Genomic DNA, 16,684 nt, shown 5'->3' with positions numbered 1-16,684 from the left:
ACGCGACCGGCCGAGCGGGGCGGATGGAAGGATTCAGAGCCATGAGCTCCGACCGCCTGTGGAACGCCTTCGTCGACCCGCCCGACGAGTCACGGCCCCGCGCGTGGTGGCACTGGATGGACGGGAACGTCGACCCGGTCGGCGTCGAGCGCGACCTCCGCTGGCTGCACGCGGTGGGCGTGCGCGGCGCGCAACTCTTCGACGGCGGGATGGGCGGACCGCTCGTGATGCCCCAGCCCGTTCGGCCGGGCAGCCCGGAGTGGCTGGAAGCGGTCGACACCGCCGAGCGCGTCGCGGCGGAGCTCGGCATGGAACTGGCCGTCGCGACGTCGTCGGGATGGAGCGCCTCGGGTGGACCGTGGGTCGAGCCCGACGACGCGATGAAGAAGGTCGTGTGGGCCGAGGTCGCGGTCACCGGCTCGGGGACGGAACCGGTCGTCGTCGAGCTGCCGGACCTGCCGGCGGTCGCAGGGCCGTACCAGGACAGCCCCCGGTGGGGCGCGGCATCCGACTCGCGCTGGGCGACGGACTGGCGGGTGCTCGCTTTTCCGGCGAACGCGGGGCACGAGCCCCTCGCTCCGACACGGGTCCACGCCTCGGCGCCTGTCGGCGACGTCACGTCGCTGACCGACGGCCTGTTCGGTCCGTCGCTCACGCTGCCGCGCGACCCGGACGGCTGGTCGTCGGCATGGATCGAGCACGAGTTCGACCAGCCGGTGACAGTGCGCTCCGTCGCGGTCGGGCTGCCGGGTCCGCGCGGGTTCGGGGCGGCACCGCCGCCTACGGCGGTGCTGCAGGCGAGCGACGACGGCGCGGCGTACCGGGATGTCGCAGAGCTTCCGGCGTCGGCGATCCCCGCACGCACCGCGAGCTTCCCGGCGGTGACCGCACGGCGCTTCCGCCTGGTGCTCTCCGCGGCGAGCGCCGCGGATGCGCTTCCGCCTCTGGCGGATGGCGTGCGGATGCCGCCCGTGCTCCGGAAATCCGATGCGTTCGCGATCTCGGAGTTCGCGCTCCACACCGGCGGGCGCGTGCACGTCGGGGAGGCCAAGGCCGGATTCGGTGTCGTGGCGGACTACTTCGCGGTGCCCACGCCCGCCGATGCGGGCCCAGACTCGGGCGTCGTGGATCCCGCCACGGTCGTCGACGTCACCGGACACGTGCACGAAAGCGTCCTCCGGTGGGATGCGCCGCCCGGGCGCTGGACGATCCTGCGGCTGGGCGCCTCGCTCACGGGACAGACCAACGGGCCCGCGCCCGCGGACTCGACCGGACTGGAGGTCGACAAGCTCGACGGCGAGCGCGTGCGCCGGTACCTCGCCACGCACCTGCGGCGCTTCGGGGTCGAGGGTGCGGGAGCGCCATCCGCCTCGCCGGGCTTCACGGCGCTGCTCAGCGACAGCATCGAGGCCGGCCCGCAGAACTGGACCGAGCGCATCCACGAGCACGTCGCGCGCCTGCGCGGCTACGACCCGACCGCGTTCCTGCCGACGCTGGCCGGCTACCTCGTCGGGAGCGCTGAGGGGTCGGATCGGTTCCTGTACGACTACCGCCGAACCCTCGCCGAACTGCTCGCCGGCGAGTACTACGGGACGCTGGCTGAGGAGGCGCATCGCCGAGGCATGGCCTACTACGCCGAGGCCCTCGAGGACGGGAGACCCCAGCTCGGCGACGATCTCGCGATGCGCGCGCACGCCGACGTGCCGATGGGCGCGATGTGGACCTTCGATCCGGCCGACGGGCCGCGTCCGACCTATGTCGCCGACGTCAAGGGCGCTGCCTCGGTCGCGCATGTGCACGGCCGGAAACACGTCGGCGCCGAAGCGTTCAGCTCGTTCGACCAGCCCTGGTCGTGGACGCCGCAGAACCTCAAGCACGTCGCCGACCTGCAGCTCTCGCTCGGCGTGACGCGCTTCTGCATCCACACCTCGCCGCACCAGCCGCTCGCGGCACCTCCGCCGGGCATCGCCCTGGCACCCTTCCTCGGACAGGCGTTCACCGTGAACGAGACGTGGGCGTCGATGGCCGGTCCGTGGATCGACTACCTGGCGCGATGCTCGGCGCTCCTTGCGATGGGCCGGGCCGACGTCGACGTCGCCGTGTTCGTCGGCGAGGAGGCGCCGGTCACGGGCCTCTTCGAGCATGCCCTCGACACGGCGGTGCCCTCGGGGTTCGACTTCGACTACGTCGGCGCCGGCGCCGTGCGCGACGTGCTCCGGGTGGTCGACGGGTCGATCGAAGCCGACGGCGCGACGTACCGCGCCCTGTACCTCGGCGGGTCGAGCGAGCGCATGACGCTGCCGACGCTGCTCGCCATCGAGCGCATGCTCGACGCCGGCGCCACGCTCATCGGGAACCGCCCCGTGGCGTCGCCGTCCCTCGCCGACGACGCGGATGCCTTCCGAGCCGCCTGCGACCGGGTCTGGAGCGCGGGCCGGGCGCGAGGACGCGTCGTCGCCACCCCGAACCTCGCCGCGGCCCTCACGGGACTCGGCCTGCGGCCGGCGCTGTCGGTGGACGGCCCGCCGGTGCGGCGGATCGGGCGGATCATCGACGGTCGTCGGGTGACGTTCCTCGCGAACCCGGCCGAGGCATCGGTCGAGCTGCGCCTGACGACCGATCGCAACGCTCCTCCGCTCGTGGCGTGGGATCCGGTCGCCGTGCGGACGCTGGCGCTGGAGCCGGCTGTCGCGACCCACACGCCGGAGGGCCGCATGGCGTACACGGTGTCCCTTCCTCCGTTCGGGTCGATCTTCGTGCTCGAGTCGGACACGCCGCCTCGGGCGCCTGGAGCGGAGCGCATCGTGAGGATGCCGCTCGAGGGGACGTGGACGCTCAGCCTGCCGGACGGCTTCGAGGCCTCGGTCTCGCCCCGGCCGCGGCGGTGGACCGAACTCGACGATCACGCGCGCGCTTTCTCGGGAATCGGCACCTACCGCCTCGACGTCGAGCTCGAACCCGCGCAACTGGATGCGCACCGAGTCGAGCTCGACCTCGGGTCGGTGCACGACATCGCCCGCGTGACGCTGAACGACGTGGAGTGCGGCATCGCGTGGACGGCCCCGTTCCACGTCGACGTGACCGCGGCGCTGCGGCCCGGCCGGAACACCATCGAGGTCGAGGTGGCGACGCCCTGGCGCAACCGGCTCATAGGGGAAGCTGGTGCGCCGAGCGGCGACCTGCTCGAACCGCTGACGCGCGTCTTCGAGCCGACCGCTTCGCCGCTTCCAGCCGGGCTCGGCGGGCCGGTGACGCTGATCGCCCACGCCGCCGTTCCGATCGAGCGGATCGCGTGATCAGCGGGACTATTGTGCCGCATAACCACTACTAATGTCAGAATCGGGCGGATGTGTGTCAGGCTGAACCTGCGGCCGCAGAGCCGCGCCAGCACCCAGGCTGGCGACAACGACGTCAGGAAAGGGCCGAAATGCCTCAGCACGCACAGCACCCCGCGACCATGCCACTGCGATGGTCGCTCCTCGTGGCGCCGGTCGCCGGCGCCCTGATCCTCTCCGGCTGCGCCGCCGGCGGTGGCGATGACGGCGGCGACTCAGGAGGCGACTCCGCGGCGGCCGACAGCTTCTCGGTCATGGTCGCCCAAGCCAACGACCAGGACGTGGCGTACCAGGAGCTCATCACGCAGTACTCCGAGGAGACCGGCGTCGACGTCGAGGTGATCCCCTACCCGTCGGAGGCGTACAACACGCAGCTCACGACGCAGCTCCAGGCCGGCAACGCGGCCGACGCCATGATCCTGGCGCCGGGCACCGGCCAGCCCATCTCGGTCATCTCGCTCGCCGAGGCGGGCTTCCTCGAGCCGGTCGACGAGACCTCCGCCGACGTCATCCCCGAGGGCACCGAGTCGATGTACGAGGTGGACGGCAAGATCTACGCGCAGCCGACCTCGCTCTCGGTCTCCGGCTTCGTCTACAACCCGGCTGCGGGCGAGGAGGTCGGCGTGGACGAGTTCCCGTCGTCGTTCGACGACCTGCTCGAGGCCTGCAAGACGGCCCGGGACGGCGGCAAGTCCTTCGCCGTGATCGCGGGTGGCGTGCCGTTCAACACGGGCCTCCTCGCCCAGATCGTCTCGGCGACGCGCGTCTACGCCGAGACGCCCGACTGGAACCAGCAGCGCGCCGACGGCGACGTGACGTTCGCGGACAGCGACGGTTGGAAGCAGACGCTCGAGGACATCATCACGATGAACGAGGAGGGCTGCTACCAGGACGGCGCCGCGGGTGGAACGTTCGACTCCATCACCAACGGCCTCGGTGGCGGTTCGGCGCTCAGCGCACCGGTTCCGGGCTCGGCGGCGACGTCGATCAACGCGGGCGCGGGCCTCGAGACCGACGTCCAGGCCTTCCCGCCCGCTGACGGACAGGACGCCTTCGCGCTCGCCTCGGCGAACTACGCGTGGGGCATCAACGCGGCCGCCGAGGACGGCGCCAAGGCCGCGGTGCAGCAGTTCCTCGACTGGGCCGCCGAGCCCGAGCAGGCGAAGACCTTCGCGGACCTCTTCGGCGCCGTGCCCATCTCCGGCATCAGTGCCGACACGCTGCTCCCCGTCTACCAGCCGATCGCCGAGCTGCTCGAGTCGGGCGCCTACGCGGGCCTTCCGAACGCCGAGTGGCCGAACCCGGCCGTGTACGACGCCCTCGGCGTCGGCGTCCAGGGCCTCCTGACCGGCCAGAAGACCGTCGACCAGGTGCTCGAGGAGATGGACGCCGCCTGGGGTTGATCCGGCGTCGTACTGCCTCCTGATCACCACGCCTGATCGCACCGACCGGATCGCCGTCCGGGGCTTCGCACCCCGGACGGCGATCCGCGTTCCGCCCTGATCCATGAAGGAGTTCCGATGCAGCCGAGCGACCGGGTCCGTGCCCTGCTCGACGAGCTGACCTCGGCCGAGAAACTCGGCCAACTTCAGATCGTCTTCCGGCCGGCGCTCGAGGACGCGGCACGACTGGTCCGCGACGGCGTCGGCTCGGTGTTCTGGCCACGGTCGGCCGCCGCGACGAACGCCCTGCAGCGCGTCGCCGTCGAGGAAACCCGGCTCGGCATCCCCCTGCTGGTCGGTCTCGACGTCATCCACGGGCAGCGCACGATCGGACCGGTGCCGTTGGCCCAGGCGGGGAGCTTCGACCCCGAGCTCGTCGGGGACCTCGCTCGGCTCGCCGCCGCAGAGGCCCGATCGGGCGGCGTGAACTGGACCTTCTCCCCCATGCTCGACGTATCGCGGGATCCTCGCTGGGGACGAGTCGTCGAAGGCTTCGGCGAGGACGTGCACCTGACGTCGGTCATGGGGCGTGCGATGGTGCGCGGCTATCAGGGAACCGACCTCTCCGCTCCGGACGCGATCGCCGCGACGGCGAAGCACTTCGTCGCCTACGGCCAGCCCGAGGGGGGTCGGGACTACAACACCGTGGACGTGTCCGAGCACCGAATGCGCAACGTCTATCTCGAGCCCTTCCGCGCCGTCGTCGACGAGGGAGCCGCCGCCGTCATGGCGGCCTTCAACACGGTTGCCGGCGTCCCGATGCACGTCAATCGGCGCCTGCTGACGGGTGTGCTCAAGGAGGAATGGGGCTTCCACGGCGTCGTCGTGGGCGATGCCGAAGGAGTGCGCAACCTCATTCCGCATCGCGTCGCCGCGGACGAGGCTGACGCCGTGCGACTCGCCTACGAGGCGGGCCTCGACGTCGAGATGGGCGGCGCGCCCGCAGACCTCTCCGACGCAGAACTCTCCCTGATCGACGGCGCCCGGCTCGACGACGCTGTCACCCGAGTCCTGTCACTCAAGGAGCGTCTCGGACTGTTCGACGATCCCTACGTCGACGAAGACGCCGAGATCACCGAGCCGACCGCAGACGGTCGGCGGCTCGTGCGCCGCTCCGCCGCGCGCGCGTGCGTCCTGCTGCGCAACGACGGGACGCTCCCCCTCGCCTCCCCGCGGCGCGTGCTCCTGACCGGTCCCTACGCCGACTCCACCGACCACCTCGGCGCGTGGACGCAGCACTTCGGCGCCCGAGCGGGCACGATCGCCGATGAGCTGCGCGTGCGCCTGCCCGATGCCGTGCTCGAGGTCGTCCCCGGCGTGGACTTCCTCTCCGACGACGCGTCTGGCATCTCCGCCGTCATCGGCGCCGCCCGATCAGCCGACGTCGTGGTGATCTGCGCGGGCGAGCCGAGTGCGCTCTCCGGCGAGGCGGCGTCGCGCAGTGATCTCCGCCTGCCGGGCCGGCAGGAGGAGCTCATCCGGGCCGTTGCCGGCACCGGCACGCCGTTCGTCGTCGTGCTCGAGTCGGGCCGTCCTCTCGTCGTGGCGGACTGGATCGACCACGCGCCTGCGGTGCTCGCCGCGTGGCACGGTGGGACCGAGGCGCCCGCCGGGATCGTCGACGTGCTGCTCGGCGACGAAGACCCCGCGGGGCGTCTGCCGATGTCGTGGCCGCGATCGGTAGGGGAGATCCCCATCCACTACGCCCACGAGAACACGGGACGCCCGGCTACGACGGGCGGCACCCTCACCGTCGACGAGGCCGACGTGGGACTCCACGGGCCCGACAACCTGCAGGACAAGTACACGTCGAAGTACCTCGACCTCGACCTGGGACCCCAGTTCTCGTTCGGTCACGGCGCGAGTTACGCGGCGTTCGCACATGACGCGCCGACCGTGTCGGCCGAGCAGGTCGCGCTCGCCGACCTGCATGCCGGTGACACCGCGACGTTGTCCGTCCAGGTGACGAACACGTCGGTGCGCACGGGAGACGAGGTAGTGCAGGTGTACGTCGAAGACCTCGTGGCCACCGTCGCACCGCCGGTCCGCCGACTCGTGGCGTTCGAGCGCCGCACGCTCGCGCCGGGAGAGATGGCGACCTTCTCGTTCGACATCGGCGTCGATCAGCTCGGGTTCTGGGCGACGGATGCCGCGCAGCCGGCGTTCGCGGTCGAACCAGGACGCTTCCGGCTCCATATCGGAGCGACCTTGGCCGCGACACAGCCCGTCGACCTCTGGGTCCGATGACCGGCGATTCAACGCAATTCTTGTTCGGAAGGGAGCAGTGATGGAAAAGCCACTCAAGATCCTCGTGGTGGGAGCCGGACTCGGCGGGTTGGTCGCCGCGATCGCGCTCGCGCAGATCGGAGCGAAAGTCGACGTCGTCGAGATCAAGGAGGACAACAGCGTCCCCGGTGTCGGATTCGGCCTGAGAGGGAACGGCCTGCGCGCCGTACGCGAAGTCGGTCTGCTCGAGGCGTGCATGCAGTTCGGCAGCGAGTCCACAGGGGTGAACTATGTGGACCCGCAGGGCCGGCATCTCTGCACCCTGAAGTACGGCATCTTCGAGGAGGGCCTGCCCGGAGTCCTGAGCATGCCCCGACTCGACTTCCTCGATGCCGCGACAGCTCGGGCGCTCGAGGTCGGCTGCGTCATCCGCATGGGGACGACGGTCGCCGCCATGCAGCAGGACGCCGACCGCGTCACCGTCACCTTGAGCAGCGCCGAGACAGAGGAGTACGACCTCGTCATCGGATTCGACGGGATCAACTCCCAGATCCGCCGGGAGTACTTCGGTGCGCAGTACGACCCGACCCCCGTGGGCGGCGTCGCGTGGCGCTCTGCTCTTCCGATCGCGCCGGGCATGACGGGCAACATATTCATCCAGGGTGCCGGGGGAAAGCTCGTCCTCACTCCGCTGTCCAGCGAGATCATGTACGCGGTGCTGACCGTCGCCGAGGAAGGGCGTCCGCGTCACGACCCGTCGAAAATGGGGCAGATCATGTACGAGCGGGCTCGCGCGCTCATGGGCCATTCGGACTTCATGGCCGACTCGCTCGAGCACCTCCGGGAGTCGACCTCCGTCGCCTACACGCCCTACTCGATCACCTGGGTGCCCTACCCCTGGTTCCGCGGGCGCATCATGATCATGGGCGACGCGACACACGCCATGACGCCGTATCTGGGCTCGGGTGCGGCGATGAGCATCGAGGACGGCATCGTCCTCGCACACGAGCTCGCGAAGGACCAATCGCTCGTGGATGCGCAGCTGTCATTCATGGCACGACGTCTGCCCCGAGTGCGGGCCGTGCACGAGCGGTCGCAGGAGACGATGTACCAGGAGTTCGATTCCGTGTCGCCGGAAGCCTTGCAACGGCGCCTGGAGTTCCTGAGGACCGAAGAGCCCCTCGCGAACGAGTACGCCAATCGGCTGCTGGCGCAGCCCTACTGAGGAGTCGGAATGCAGAAGTCGAAGCAGGAGATGCGCGTACTGGAGGTCGACGCGAGCGATGTGCGCGCGTGGAAGTCGCACAAGGGCGCGGCCGGAATCCCCGGATCCGCGCCCGGGCACCCGGGATACCCCGACATGACGCCGCTGTGGCGTGATGCCGGCGTGACGCTGGTGCGCTCGTATGACTGGGTGTCTCGACTCGACACCCGCAACAATCCCGCGAGCCTCTTCCCCGACTGGGATGCCGACCCTGCCGATCCGGCCAGCTACAACTTCGCGGCGACGGACGCGTGGGTGGAGGCCGTGCATTCGGTCGGCGCCGACGTCCTCTTCACCTTCGCGAGCTCCATCCCGCAGAACAAGCTTCCCGCGTTGGACCTGGCGAAGTACGGCATCGTCGTCGAACACGTCGTGCGCCACTACGCCGAAGGCTGGGCGGACGGTCCTGTCAAGACGATCCGCATGTTCGAGTTCGGGGACCAACCCGATCTGGGGCCACTGCACTTCGTCGGGCGACCCGAGGAGTTCTTCGACATGTATGCGGAGTTCTGCGCGGCGGTCAAGCGGGTCGATGACACTCTGATCGTCGGGGGTCCTTCGCTCGCGTTCCCCCTCAACGCCGACGCGGACTACCGCGAGGGGTTTCTCTCGTTCGTGCACGAGCGAGAGCTGCCGCTGGATTTCTTCTCGTTCCTGTGGTTCACCGATGCCACACGCGACCCCATGGACTTCCGGTTCCTCGCGACGGAGTTGCGTGCGCTGCTGGATGCCTCCGGCTTCCCGGACACCAAGCTGATGCTGTCCTACTGGAACTATCTGGGGATCCCCGCCAACGACGCTCCTGCGGCCGAAAAGGCGGCGTTCCAAGCGGCATCCATGATCTACCTGCAGGACGCGCCCGTCGACTATGCCATCTTCTTCCGCGCCGACAGCGGAAAGGATCCTCACTACGGCTTCGTCGATCCGGCGGGCGTCCACGGACGAGATGGGTCGCCTGACGAGCGCGCCGTGGCCTTCTCGCTGATCGGCCGCGCCATGACCGGTGAGCGGCTCGGGGTGTCGGGCGGAGACCAGACGGGCTTCGCCGCCCTCGCCGGCCGTGACGGCGACGTGGTTCGCATCCTCGTCTCGAACTTCGAGGCGCCGGAGTCCGCCCTCGCCCGGAGAGAGAGCGATGAGTTCGTGTTCCGCATCCCGATCGGCTCGGAACGGATCGAGCTGGGACTCCGTCTGCCTCCGCAGCGCGACGTGCTCGCGTCCACGGGTGTCGAGTCGGCGCGCATCGCGCTCGTCGACCTTCCGTGGAGTGGCTGCGACGTGTCGATCACGGAGCAGTCGCTGCATGGTCCACGGGGAGAAGCGCGCCACGAGCACGTCTCCGAATCCGGATCGCTCGACCTGGATGTCGAGATCGAGCCGCAATCCGTGCTGCTGATCGAGCTCAGCCTTCAGGAGCGTTGAGCGGGCGGTACCGGAAGTCGCGGAAGCGGACCGAGCCCTCTGCGGCGGCGTAGAGGGCCGGCCGCAGGCTCTGCAGGTCGCCCATCGTGTTGACGTGGTAGCCCGAGGTCTCGTAGCGGATGGCGTGTCGCGTCCACTCACCGCCCGGCCGCCGGTACCACGCGGTCACGATGTGCCGGTCGTTCTGCAGCCGCAGCTGCAGCCGGCGGACCGCGGGGGCGGGCTCCCGCCAGTGCGTGACGTGTCCCCCTGCGTAGCTCAGCATCCGCTCGCCGTCCATGCCCATGCCGCAGAACAGCCTGTTGTTGAAGTAGAGGAGCAGACCGCCCTCGGCATCGCCGTCGGACAGTTCCACGTCGACCTCGACCTCGTAGGCGTGCTGATCCGCGATGACCGCGAGCGGCGACGTGTCGCCGGGGGACGTGCCCTTCCCCGCGAGCACGAGGCCGTCACCGTCGACGCGAAGCCGCTCGACCTCGCCGGGCGAGGGCGCGTGGAACGTCCACCGCTCCCCCAGCCGGAGGGTCTGGAAGTCGTCGTGGAACGGGGCAGCCGCTCGCTGCGGCGCGGCGCCGATCGGGGCCGTGAGCTCGCCGCCGATGTCGGTCGCGCCGAGGGGCCACCCGTCGTCGGTCCACGTCACGGGCTCGAGGAGGATCTGCCGGCCGAGGGATCGGTAGCCGTTCTCGTATCCGTGCGAGACCATCCACCAATCGCCCTCGCCTGTACCTCGCACCAGCGTCGCGTGCCCGCGCGACCACCACCTCTCGGCGGCGTCCGTCGTGCGGGTCACCGGGTTGTGCGGGCTGTTCTCCCACGGGCCGTGCACCGACCCGGAGCGAGCGGCGATGACCATGTGGCCGGTCGCGGGGCCCGCCGTGCCTCCCACTGCACTCACGAGATAGAGCCACCCGTTGTTCCAGAAGAGCTTCGGCCCCTCGAGCGCATACGCCTCGGTGATCCACTCGTCGGGGTAGCGCCAGCCGTCGTACACCTGCTCGAGCTCCCCGACGGTCGCGAGGCCGTCGTCGGTCAACCCGATGCGACGGATGCCGTTGACGAAGAGGTACCGCTTGCCGTCCTCTCCCACGACGTGGCCCGGGTCGATCGCGCGGCGGATGCCGAGGTCGATCGGCTCCGACCACGGTCCTTCCATCGAGTCGGCGTGGATCACGAAGATCGCCGGCGCCGTGAGCGTCGACCACGGCGCAGGAATGAAGGGGATGTAGATGAAGAAGCGTCCGTCGTGCTCGGCGATGTCGACGGCGAACGTGCTGCCGATCGGCTCATCGAGGGCAGATCCCGCGTACGTCCAGTTCACGAGATCGCGCGAGCGGTAGAGGAGCAGGCCCGGGGCCGATTCGAACGAGGAGTACGTCATCCAGTACTCATCGCCGACCTTGATGACGGCGGGGTCGGGGCGGTCGCCGCCGAGGACGGGATTGCGGAAGGTGGTGGTCTCAGTCATCGGTCGATCTCCCCTCTGACATCTGGTTCACGGCGCTCCTTCGTCCACCGGGCGATCGCTTCGAGCGTCGGCAACGCCGTCGGATCGGCGGGCTCGTCGATATGGCCATGATCGGCGCCGACCTCCAGATGCAGCGTCACATCGACGCCCGCTTCCTCGAGCTGGTGCGCGAACGCCTCACCCGACGGTCGCAGCCCGTCCTTCTCGCACACGACGACGAGCGACGGCGGGAAGCGGTCGGCGGCTCCGAGTGCCGCGAACGCGTGCGGGTCGGCGAGCGCCTCGATGCTTCCGACGAAGTTCAGGGACAGTTGACCGTGGGGCGAGTCCGCATCGACCTCGGCGGACGCCTCGGGACCGTTCGGATGCACGACGGGGTAGACGAGCACGAGTCCCGCCGGCAGACCCTCCCCGCTGTCGCGCAGCCTGGCGGTCGCCCCTGCCGTCAGGTTGCCGCCCGCGCTCGCGCCGCCGAGCAGGACTGCGCTCGCCGGGACGCCGAACAGCTCGTCGGCGTGTGCGACCGCGTGGCGCCATCCCACGAGCACGTCGTCCGACGGCTCGGGGAAGTGGGTTTCACCGAGGCACTTGACGTAGTCGAGGGCGAGCACGGGGATGCCGCGCGACGCCAGCTCGAGGGCGACCCAGTGCGACTCCGGCATGTCGAGGTGCCCGCCGATGAAGGCGCCGCCATGCACCCATATCAGGGCGCGACCGGATGCCTCGGCCGCGGCATCCCGATACCGCCGGGCCGGAATGAGGCGTCCGTGCGGGCCGTCGATGCGGAGGTCGGCGGTCTCCACTGACGCGAGGTGCGGGAAGCGGCGCGTGAGCGAGGCGGTGTCGATGTCTGGGCGAGGGTCCTCGGGCTCGCCGTTCTCGGCGAGCCAGCGCACGGCCTCCGCGAGCGGCATGCGCCGGAAGTCCGGCACGGTCGTCGCGTCCGGATCAGCCATGGACGCTTCCCTTCATCCGAGTCGTTCCTCGCGCTTGGTGAGGTCCGCCGCGAGGAATGCCGCCACGACGGCTCGATTGCGTTCTCGCAGTTCCGCGTCGCTCATGCCGGCTGCACCGCCCGCATGCTGGCGCGGATCAGGTCGTGCTGGCGGCGCACGAGCAGCAGCGGGTCGACCTCGCCGAGCTCGGCGAACGCGTGGCCCTCCCACTCGCTCGACCAGTAGCCGCGATACCCGCCCTCGACGAAGACACGTACGAGCTCGGGGTAGTCGATCGCGGGCTCCTGGCCCTGCTCGTCGATGTCGTAGAACTTCGCGTGCACGTGCAGGATCTGCGGCATGATGTCGGCCCACTCGCGCGGGTCGACGTGGCCGTGCATGTTGAACGCGAGGTGCGCGAACGAGCCGAGGCGGCCCGGGTCGAAGTCGCGGCCGCGCAGGTAGCCGATGAACTCCTCCTGGCGCTCGCGCATGGGCGCGTCGGTCGCCCAGATGGCCTGCAGGCGGTCGATCGCCTCGTCGTCGAGGCCCGCGCGGCGCACCGCACGCAGCAGCGTGGGCGACATCGCGTGCATGGTCGATGAGAAGTCGGCGACGAAGCCGAGCAGCGGCGAGTCGAGCTCGGCGTAGGTCTCGCGGACCTTCAGGATGGGGTCGGCGTTCGGGCCGAGCGGCGCGTGGATCTCGTAGCCCAGCTTGAGGTTCAGTTCCTCGGCCACGGGCAGCAGCCGACGCAGCAGCTCGGGCTTGGCAGACTGGATGCGCACGAGCGGGAAGCCCAGCTTCGCCGCACCGCGGAACAGCGTCTCGCTGAACGCGAACTCCTCGTCGGGCGTCATGTCGCGGTCGCGGCGGCGCCCCATGTCGAGGTTCGCGCCGAACGAGCTCGCGTCGAACCCGTGCCGGTCGAATGCGTCGCGCCAGGTGCGCACGAACCCGTCGGAGACGACCGGGTAGGTCGGCAGCACCTGCGACGCGACGATCTCGATGCCCGGGCCGATCCCGAGCTCGGCGACGCGGTCGAGCAGGCCGTCGAAGTCGTACCAGCCCGCGCGGAACTCCGCGCTCGCGGAGTAGAGCGTGAGGCCGAGCTTGAACGGGTCGGCGTCCGTCGCGGTCGGCGGCGGCGCGACATCCGTCGCCAGTGCCGGGACGCGCGCGTCGTGGTCGGTGACCGTGAGGGCGAGCGACTGGCGCACCACGTTGGGCACGTACATGCCCGGCCCGCCCTCGGCGCCGGGCGCGATCTGCATGTAGGGCAGGCGCAGCTCGCCGAAGACCTCGACGTCGTGGGTCTCGCCGAGCGCGACGGGCTGGCCCCGCTTCGCGATGAGCAGCGGATGCGCCTGCAGGTACCAGAGCACGTCGCTCTGCTGCGGCAGCTCGTCGAGCGCGTAGCGCACGCCGCCGAGCTCGAACGCGAGATCCTCGGCGGCGACCTCCTCACCGTCGACCGTGAGGCGCAGCGTCGAGACCGACGAGAGCCAAAGGCTGCGGTACCACGGCAGCGTGAGCGAGAGCGCGAGGCCCTCGGGGTGGGTTCGCAGGCTGTCCGCCTGGATGAGGCCGTTCGGCATGGTCGATGTCCTGTCCTGGGTGGTTCGTGAAGCGGATGCCGCGGCTCAGAGCCCCGCGGCGATGCGGCGGATGAGCGAGTGCTGGCGTCGCACCTGCTCGATCGCGCGCCACGGCTCGCGCTCGCCCTCGTACTCGCTCGAGAGGTAGCCGGTGTACCCGGCGTCCTTGAGGGAGCGGAGCACCGGCTCCCACGGGATCTGCTGGTCCTGCTGGTGCTCGTCGATGTCGTGGAACTTCGCCTGGATGAAGACGACGTACTTCGCGATGTCGGCGATGTCGGCGGGGTCGACGCCGATGCCGTCGAGGAACGCGGGGCGCTGCCCGGGCAGCTCGCCGGGCCGCAGCGGGATGGGGCGGTCCTGGAAGATGCCGGTGTCGAGCAGCAGGCCGAAGTGCGTCGTGCCGGTGCGCTCGATGAGGTCGATGTAGTCGTCGACGACCGGGTGCTTGATCGGCGTCGGCGAGTGGATCTCGGGGCAGATCACGACGTCGAGCTCGGCGGCCAGGTCGAGCGAGCGCTCGACCGACTCGGTCCAGATCGGGTCGGGCACGAGGTCGCTCGACACCACACCGATCTTCGGCCGCACGAACCGGAAGCCGAGGCGCTTCGCGAGCCGCAGGTCGCGCTGCAGCATCCCGGCCCCCTCCTCGGCCGTGAGCCGGCGCGCGTTCGGTCCGCTCGAGTGCAGGCGCGTGTCGATCCACGAACCGTAGTTCGTCGGCTCGAGGCCGTAGCGTTCGAGCAACGCGAACCACCGGTCGATCCAGTCGGTCGTCGGCTCCGGGTACCCGGCGACGTGGCCCTCGCCGAGGATCTCGACGCCCGTCGCGCCGACGTCGGCGACGTGCGCGAGCGCGGTTTCGAGGTCGAGCACCGTGCCGTAGTCGGTCATGTAGCTGTACAGCGAGACGCCGTACTTGAACGGCCCGCCGTCGCCATCCGGCGAGAGCGTGATGTGCCTGCTCACCCGATACGTGCTCGGCTGGTGTTCCTCCGGGATGTACGACATCCGCAGGCGCAGCTCGATCGACACCTCGTGCGTGCCCTGCGGGAGCCCGCCCTCGAGCGGCACGGTCACGACGGCGGCCTCCTCGAGCGGCCACCGCACGCCATCGGAGTCCCACAACTCGCCGAGCGTGTACGTGCGCCCACCGAAGGTCCAGCGCGGCACGTCCGCCGCGACGTCCGCGAGGTCGCCGACGCGCACCGCGATGCCGTCGATGAGCGACGCCGCCATGCCTCGGTACGACGGCATCCGCACGCGGATCTGGAAGCCGGTGACCCGGTCGCCCTCGCGGACGTTCCGGAAGCCGGTGGACTGGATGAGGTCTCGTTCGAGCAGCATCGTCGCTCTCTCTCGTGGTCGGTTCGGGTGGATTTCGGGTGGATTCAGGCGGTGACGGATGCCGCGGTGTCGGCCGAGAGCTCCTCGACGGCCTTCCGCGCCCCGCGCACCGCGATCGCGACGCTCATGAGCGTCGGGTTCATGGCCGTCGCGGTCGGGATCAGGGCGTTGCCGCCCACCACGAGTCCGTCGACGCCCCAGACGCGCGACCACGGATCGGCGACCGACGTGCCGTCGTCGGTCGCTCCCATGCGCATCGTGCCCTGGTAGTGCAGGCTCGAGCCGTTCGGCAGGAGCCGCGGTTCGGCGACGAAGGTGCCGAGCGCGTCCCCCGCGCGACGGAGGCGCTCGGTCGCCGCCTCGATCTCGGTGAGCTCGCGCTCGGTGAGCTCGTACTGGACGGTCATGTTCGGGAAGCCGCGGTAGTCGAGCTCGTCGTCGTCGAAGGTGACGGCGTCCTCGTAGCGGGGGAACTTGCGCATGCCGTACCCCATGTTGACGTAGCCCCAGCGGTTGTTCGCGAGGGGGTGCCCCGGGTCCATCGGGAACGGAGTGGTCTCGGAGTACATGACCTGCAGCGCGTACGGGTGCCCGGGCTCCGAGAACGGGATGCGGTTCACGGCCGCGACCGGGTCGGCCGCGTTCGCGGAGCGACGGGCGAGCTCGGCGTCGAGCTCGTCCTCGGTCGCGTAACGGCCCATCCGCTCGCCGTCGAGTGCGACGGTCGAGATGACGACGGGGTGCTCGGTGAGGTAGTGCCCGAGCGCCTTCGGACGGATGCCGGACGCCCAGAGCAGTTGGGGGGAGCGGAAGGCGTCGGCGGCGACGACGACCAGGTCGGCCGGCACGAACGCCGTCTGCTTCGTGCGCAGGTCCTCCACCGTGACGCCGGTGACGCGGTCGCCGTCGCGCTCGATGCGGCGCACGAGCGACAGGTCGCGCAGTTCGAACCGCTCGGCGAGCGGGCTCCCCGGCTCGATGAGCGGGCCGAGCACCGCGTCGGCGCCTGCCCAGCGCATGCTGCCGTCGGGCTGCGGGTCGCCCGCGACGGGCAGCGTGCTGGGACCGTAGCCCTCGGGCAGCTCGCCGTCGAACTCCTCCGAGAGCAGCGAGCGGATGCCGCGTCCGACGGCGGAGTCGGCGAACGCCGCATTCTGCTTGTGCAGGAGGCGCTCCGCTTCGACGATGAGGTCCTCCCACTCGTCGTCGGGGATGAAGTCGACCTTCTCGCTGAATGCCGGACGCGGGATGGCGCAGGTCCAGTGCGCGCCCTGTCCGCCGACGTTCGTGGACCCGGCAGCAGCGGGGAAGGTCCGCGCGTGCGCCGAACCTTCGCCGCCGAAGTCGAACAGGTGCGTGCCCTGGCGCGCCGTGAACATGCCCTCGACCGCGGTCGCGGCCGGGATGCCGAGCGACTCTCGGTGCTCGCCGGCCTGCGGGCCCTGCGACATCTCGCGGGCGCGGGCCTTCTCGTCGGGGTCGGCGATGTTGCGGACGCTCTCACCGGGGCGGTCGGTCAGCTGGGGGCCGGCCTCGAACATCACGACGCGGGCATCGGGCAGTCCTTCGAGCAGGAGGCGTGCGTACGCCGAGCCGATCGGTCCGCTGCCGACGACGGCGATGGTGGGGTGGTGCGACATGTGCGTC

10 protein-coding genes are annotated in these 16,684 nt (G+C 70.4%); 5 read left to right on the top strand and 5 right to left on the bottom strand.

Going from position 1 to position 16,684, the window contains the following annotated elements; all coding sequences use genetic code 11:
• Window positions 1-41: 41 nt before the first annotated feature.
• The 5 genes from BLT99_RS03460 (at window position 42) to BLT99_RS03440 (ending at window position 9,689) form a co-directional block, all read left to right on the top strand.
• Window positions 42-3,296 carry a glycosyl hydrolase gene (locus BLT99_RS03460; RefSeq protein ID WP_229724700.1) on the top strand — a complete coding sequence of 1,085 codons (3,255 nt, stop codon included), beginning with the start codon at window positions 42-44 and terminating at the stop codon, window positions 3,294-3,296.
• Window positions 3,297-3,427: 131 nt separating this feature from the next.
• Window positions 3,428-4,738: an ABC transporter substrate-binding protein gene (locus BLT99_RS03455; protein WP_092669318.1), complete on the top strand. Its 1,311-nt coding sequence runs from the start codon at window positions 3,428-3,430 to the stop codon at window positions 4,736-4,738.
• Between the two features lie 117 nt (window positions 4,739-4,855).
• Window positions 4,856-7,024, top strand: coding sequence for a glycoside hydrolase family 3 N-terminal domain-containing protein (locus BLT99_RS03450; RefSeq protein ID WP_092669317.1), 2,169 nt, complete (start codon window positions 4,856-4,858; stop codon window positions 7,022-7,024).
• A gap of 40 nt (window positions 7,025-7,064) precedes the next feature.
• Window positions 7,065-8,228: an FAD-dependent monooxygenase gene (locus tag BLT99_RS03445; protein ID WP_157674924.1), complete on the top strand. Its 1,164-nt coding sequence runs from the start codon at window positions 7,065-7,067 to the stop codon at window positions 8,226-8,228.
• Window positions 8,229-8,363: 135 nt separating this feature from the next.
• Window positions 8,364-9,689 (top strand): GH39 family glycosyl hydrolase, encoded by a 1,326-nt coding sequence (locus tag BLT99_RS03440; protein WP_157674923.1) that lies wholly within the window; start codon window positions 8,364-8,366, stop codon window positions 9,687-9,689.
• Here BLT99_RS03440 and BLT99_RS03435 read toward each other — a convergent pair.
• From BLT99_RS03435 to BLT99_RS03415, 5 genes are all read right to left on the bottom strand, one after another.
• Window positions 9,670-11,157: a family 43 glycosylhydrolase gene (locus tag BLT99_RS03435; protein ID WP_092669314.1), complete on the bottom strand. Its 1,488-nt coding sequence runs from the start codon at window positions 11,155-11,157 to the stop codon at window positions 9,670-9,672. The genes BLT99_RS03440 and BLT99_RS03435 overlap by 20 nt on opposite strands.
• Window positions 11,154-12,113, bottom strand: a complete 960-nt coding sequence (locus tag BLT99_RS03430; protein WP_092669312.1) for an alpha/beta hydrolase — start codon at window positions 12,111-12,113, stop codon at window positions 11,154-11,156. The genes BLT99_RS03435 and BLT99_RS03430 overlap by 4 nt, the downstream gene beginning before the upstream one ends.
• A 101-nt stretch (window positions 12,114-12,214) precedes the next feature.
• On the bottom strand, window positions 12,215-13,690 hold the full coding sequence (locus BLT99_RS03425; RefSeq protein WP_092669302.1) for a C-glycoside deglycosidase beta subunit domain-containing protein: 1,476 nt from the start codon (window positions 13,688-13,690) through the stop codon (window positions 12,215-12,217).
• A gap of 45 nt (window positions 13,691-13,735) precedes the next feature.
• Window positions 13,736-15,037 carry a C-glycoside deglycosidase beta subunit domain-containing protein gene (locus BLT99_RS03420; RefSeq protein WP_092669301.1) on the bottom strand — a complete coding sequence of 434 codons (1,302 nt, stop codon included), beginning with the start codon at window positions 15,035-15,037 and terminating at the stop codon, window positions 13,736-13,738.
• A 44-nt stretch (window positions 15,038-15,081) separates the two neighbouring features.
• Window positions 15,082-16,677, bottom strand: a complete 1,596-nt coding sequence (locus tag BLT99_RS03415; RefSeq protein WP_092669300.1) for a GMC oxidoreductase — start codon at window positions 16,675-16,677, stop codon at window positions 15,082-15,084.
• Between the last annotated feature and the right edge of the window lie 7 nt (window positions 16,678-16,684).

It is taken from the genome of Agromyces flavus (assembly GCF_900104685.1).
GTDB lineage: Bacteria > Actinomycetota > Actinomycetes > Actinomycetales > Microbacteriaceae > Agromyces > Agromyces flavus.
The sequence above is the reverse complement of the archived record's forward strand: the minus strand, read 5'-3'. Positions and strand labels throughout refer to the sequence as shown.

Coding starts and splice junctions, on each gene's coding strand:
- BLT99_RS03460 (WP_229724700.1), top strand. CDS start 42: ATGAGCTCCGACCGCCTGTGGAACGCCTTCGTCGACCCGCCCGACGAG.
- BLT99_RS03455 (WP_092669318.1), top strand. CDS start 3,428: ATGCCTCAGCACGCACAGCACCCCGCGACCATGCCACTGCGATGGTCG.
- BLT99_RS03450 (WP_092669317.1), top strand. CDS start 4,856: ATGCAGCCGAGCGACCGGGTCCGTGCCCTGCTCGACGAGCTGACCTCG.
- BLT99_RS03445 (WP_157674924.1), top strand. CDS start 7,065: ATGGAAAAGCCACTCAAGATCCTCGTGGTGGGAGCCGGACTCGGCGGG.
- BLT99_RS03440 (WP_157674923.1), top strand. CDS start 8,364: ATGACGCCGCTGTGGCGTGATGCCGGCGTGACGCTGGTGCGCTCGTAT.
- BLT99_RS03435 (WP_092669314.1), bottom strand. CDS start 11,157: ATGACTGAGACCACCACCTTCCGCAATCCCGTCCTCGGCGGCGACCGC.
- BLT99_RS03430 (WP_092669312.1), bottom strand. CDS start 12,113: ATGGCTGATCCGGACGCGACGACCGTGCCGGACTTCCGGCGCATGCCG.
- BLT99_RS03425 (WP_092669302.1), bottom strand. CDS start 13,690: ATGCCGAACGGCCTCATCCAGGCGGACAGCCTGCGAACCCACCCCGAG.
- BLT99_RS03420 (WP_092669301.1), bottom strand. CDS start 15,037: ATGCTGCTCGAACGAGACCTCATCCAGTCCACCGGCTTCCGGAACGTC.
- BLT99_RS03415 (WP_092669300.1), bottom strand. CDS start 16,677: ATGTCGCACCACCCCACCATCGCCGTCGTCGGCAGCGGACCGATCGGC.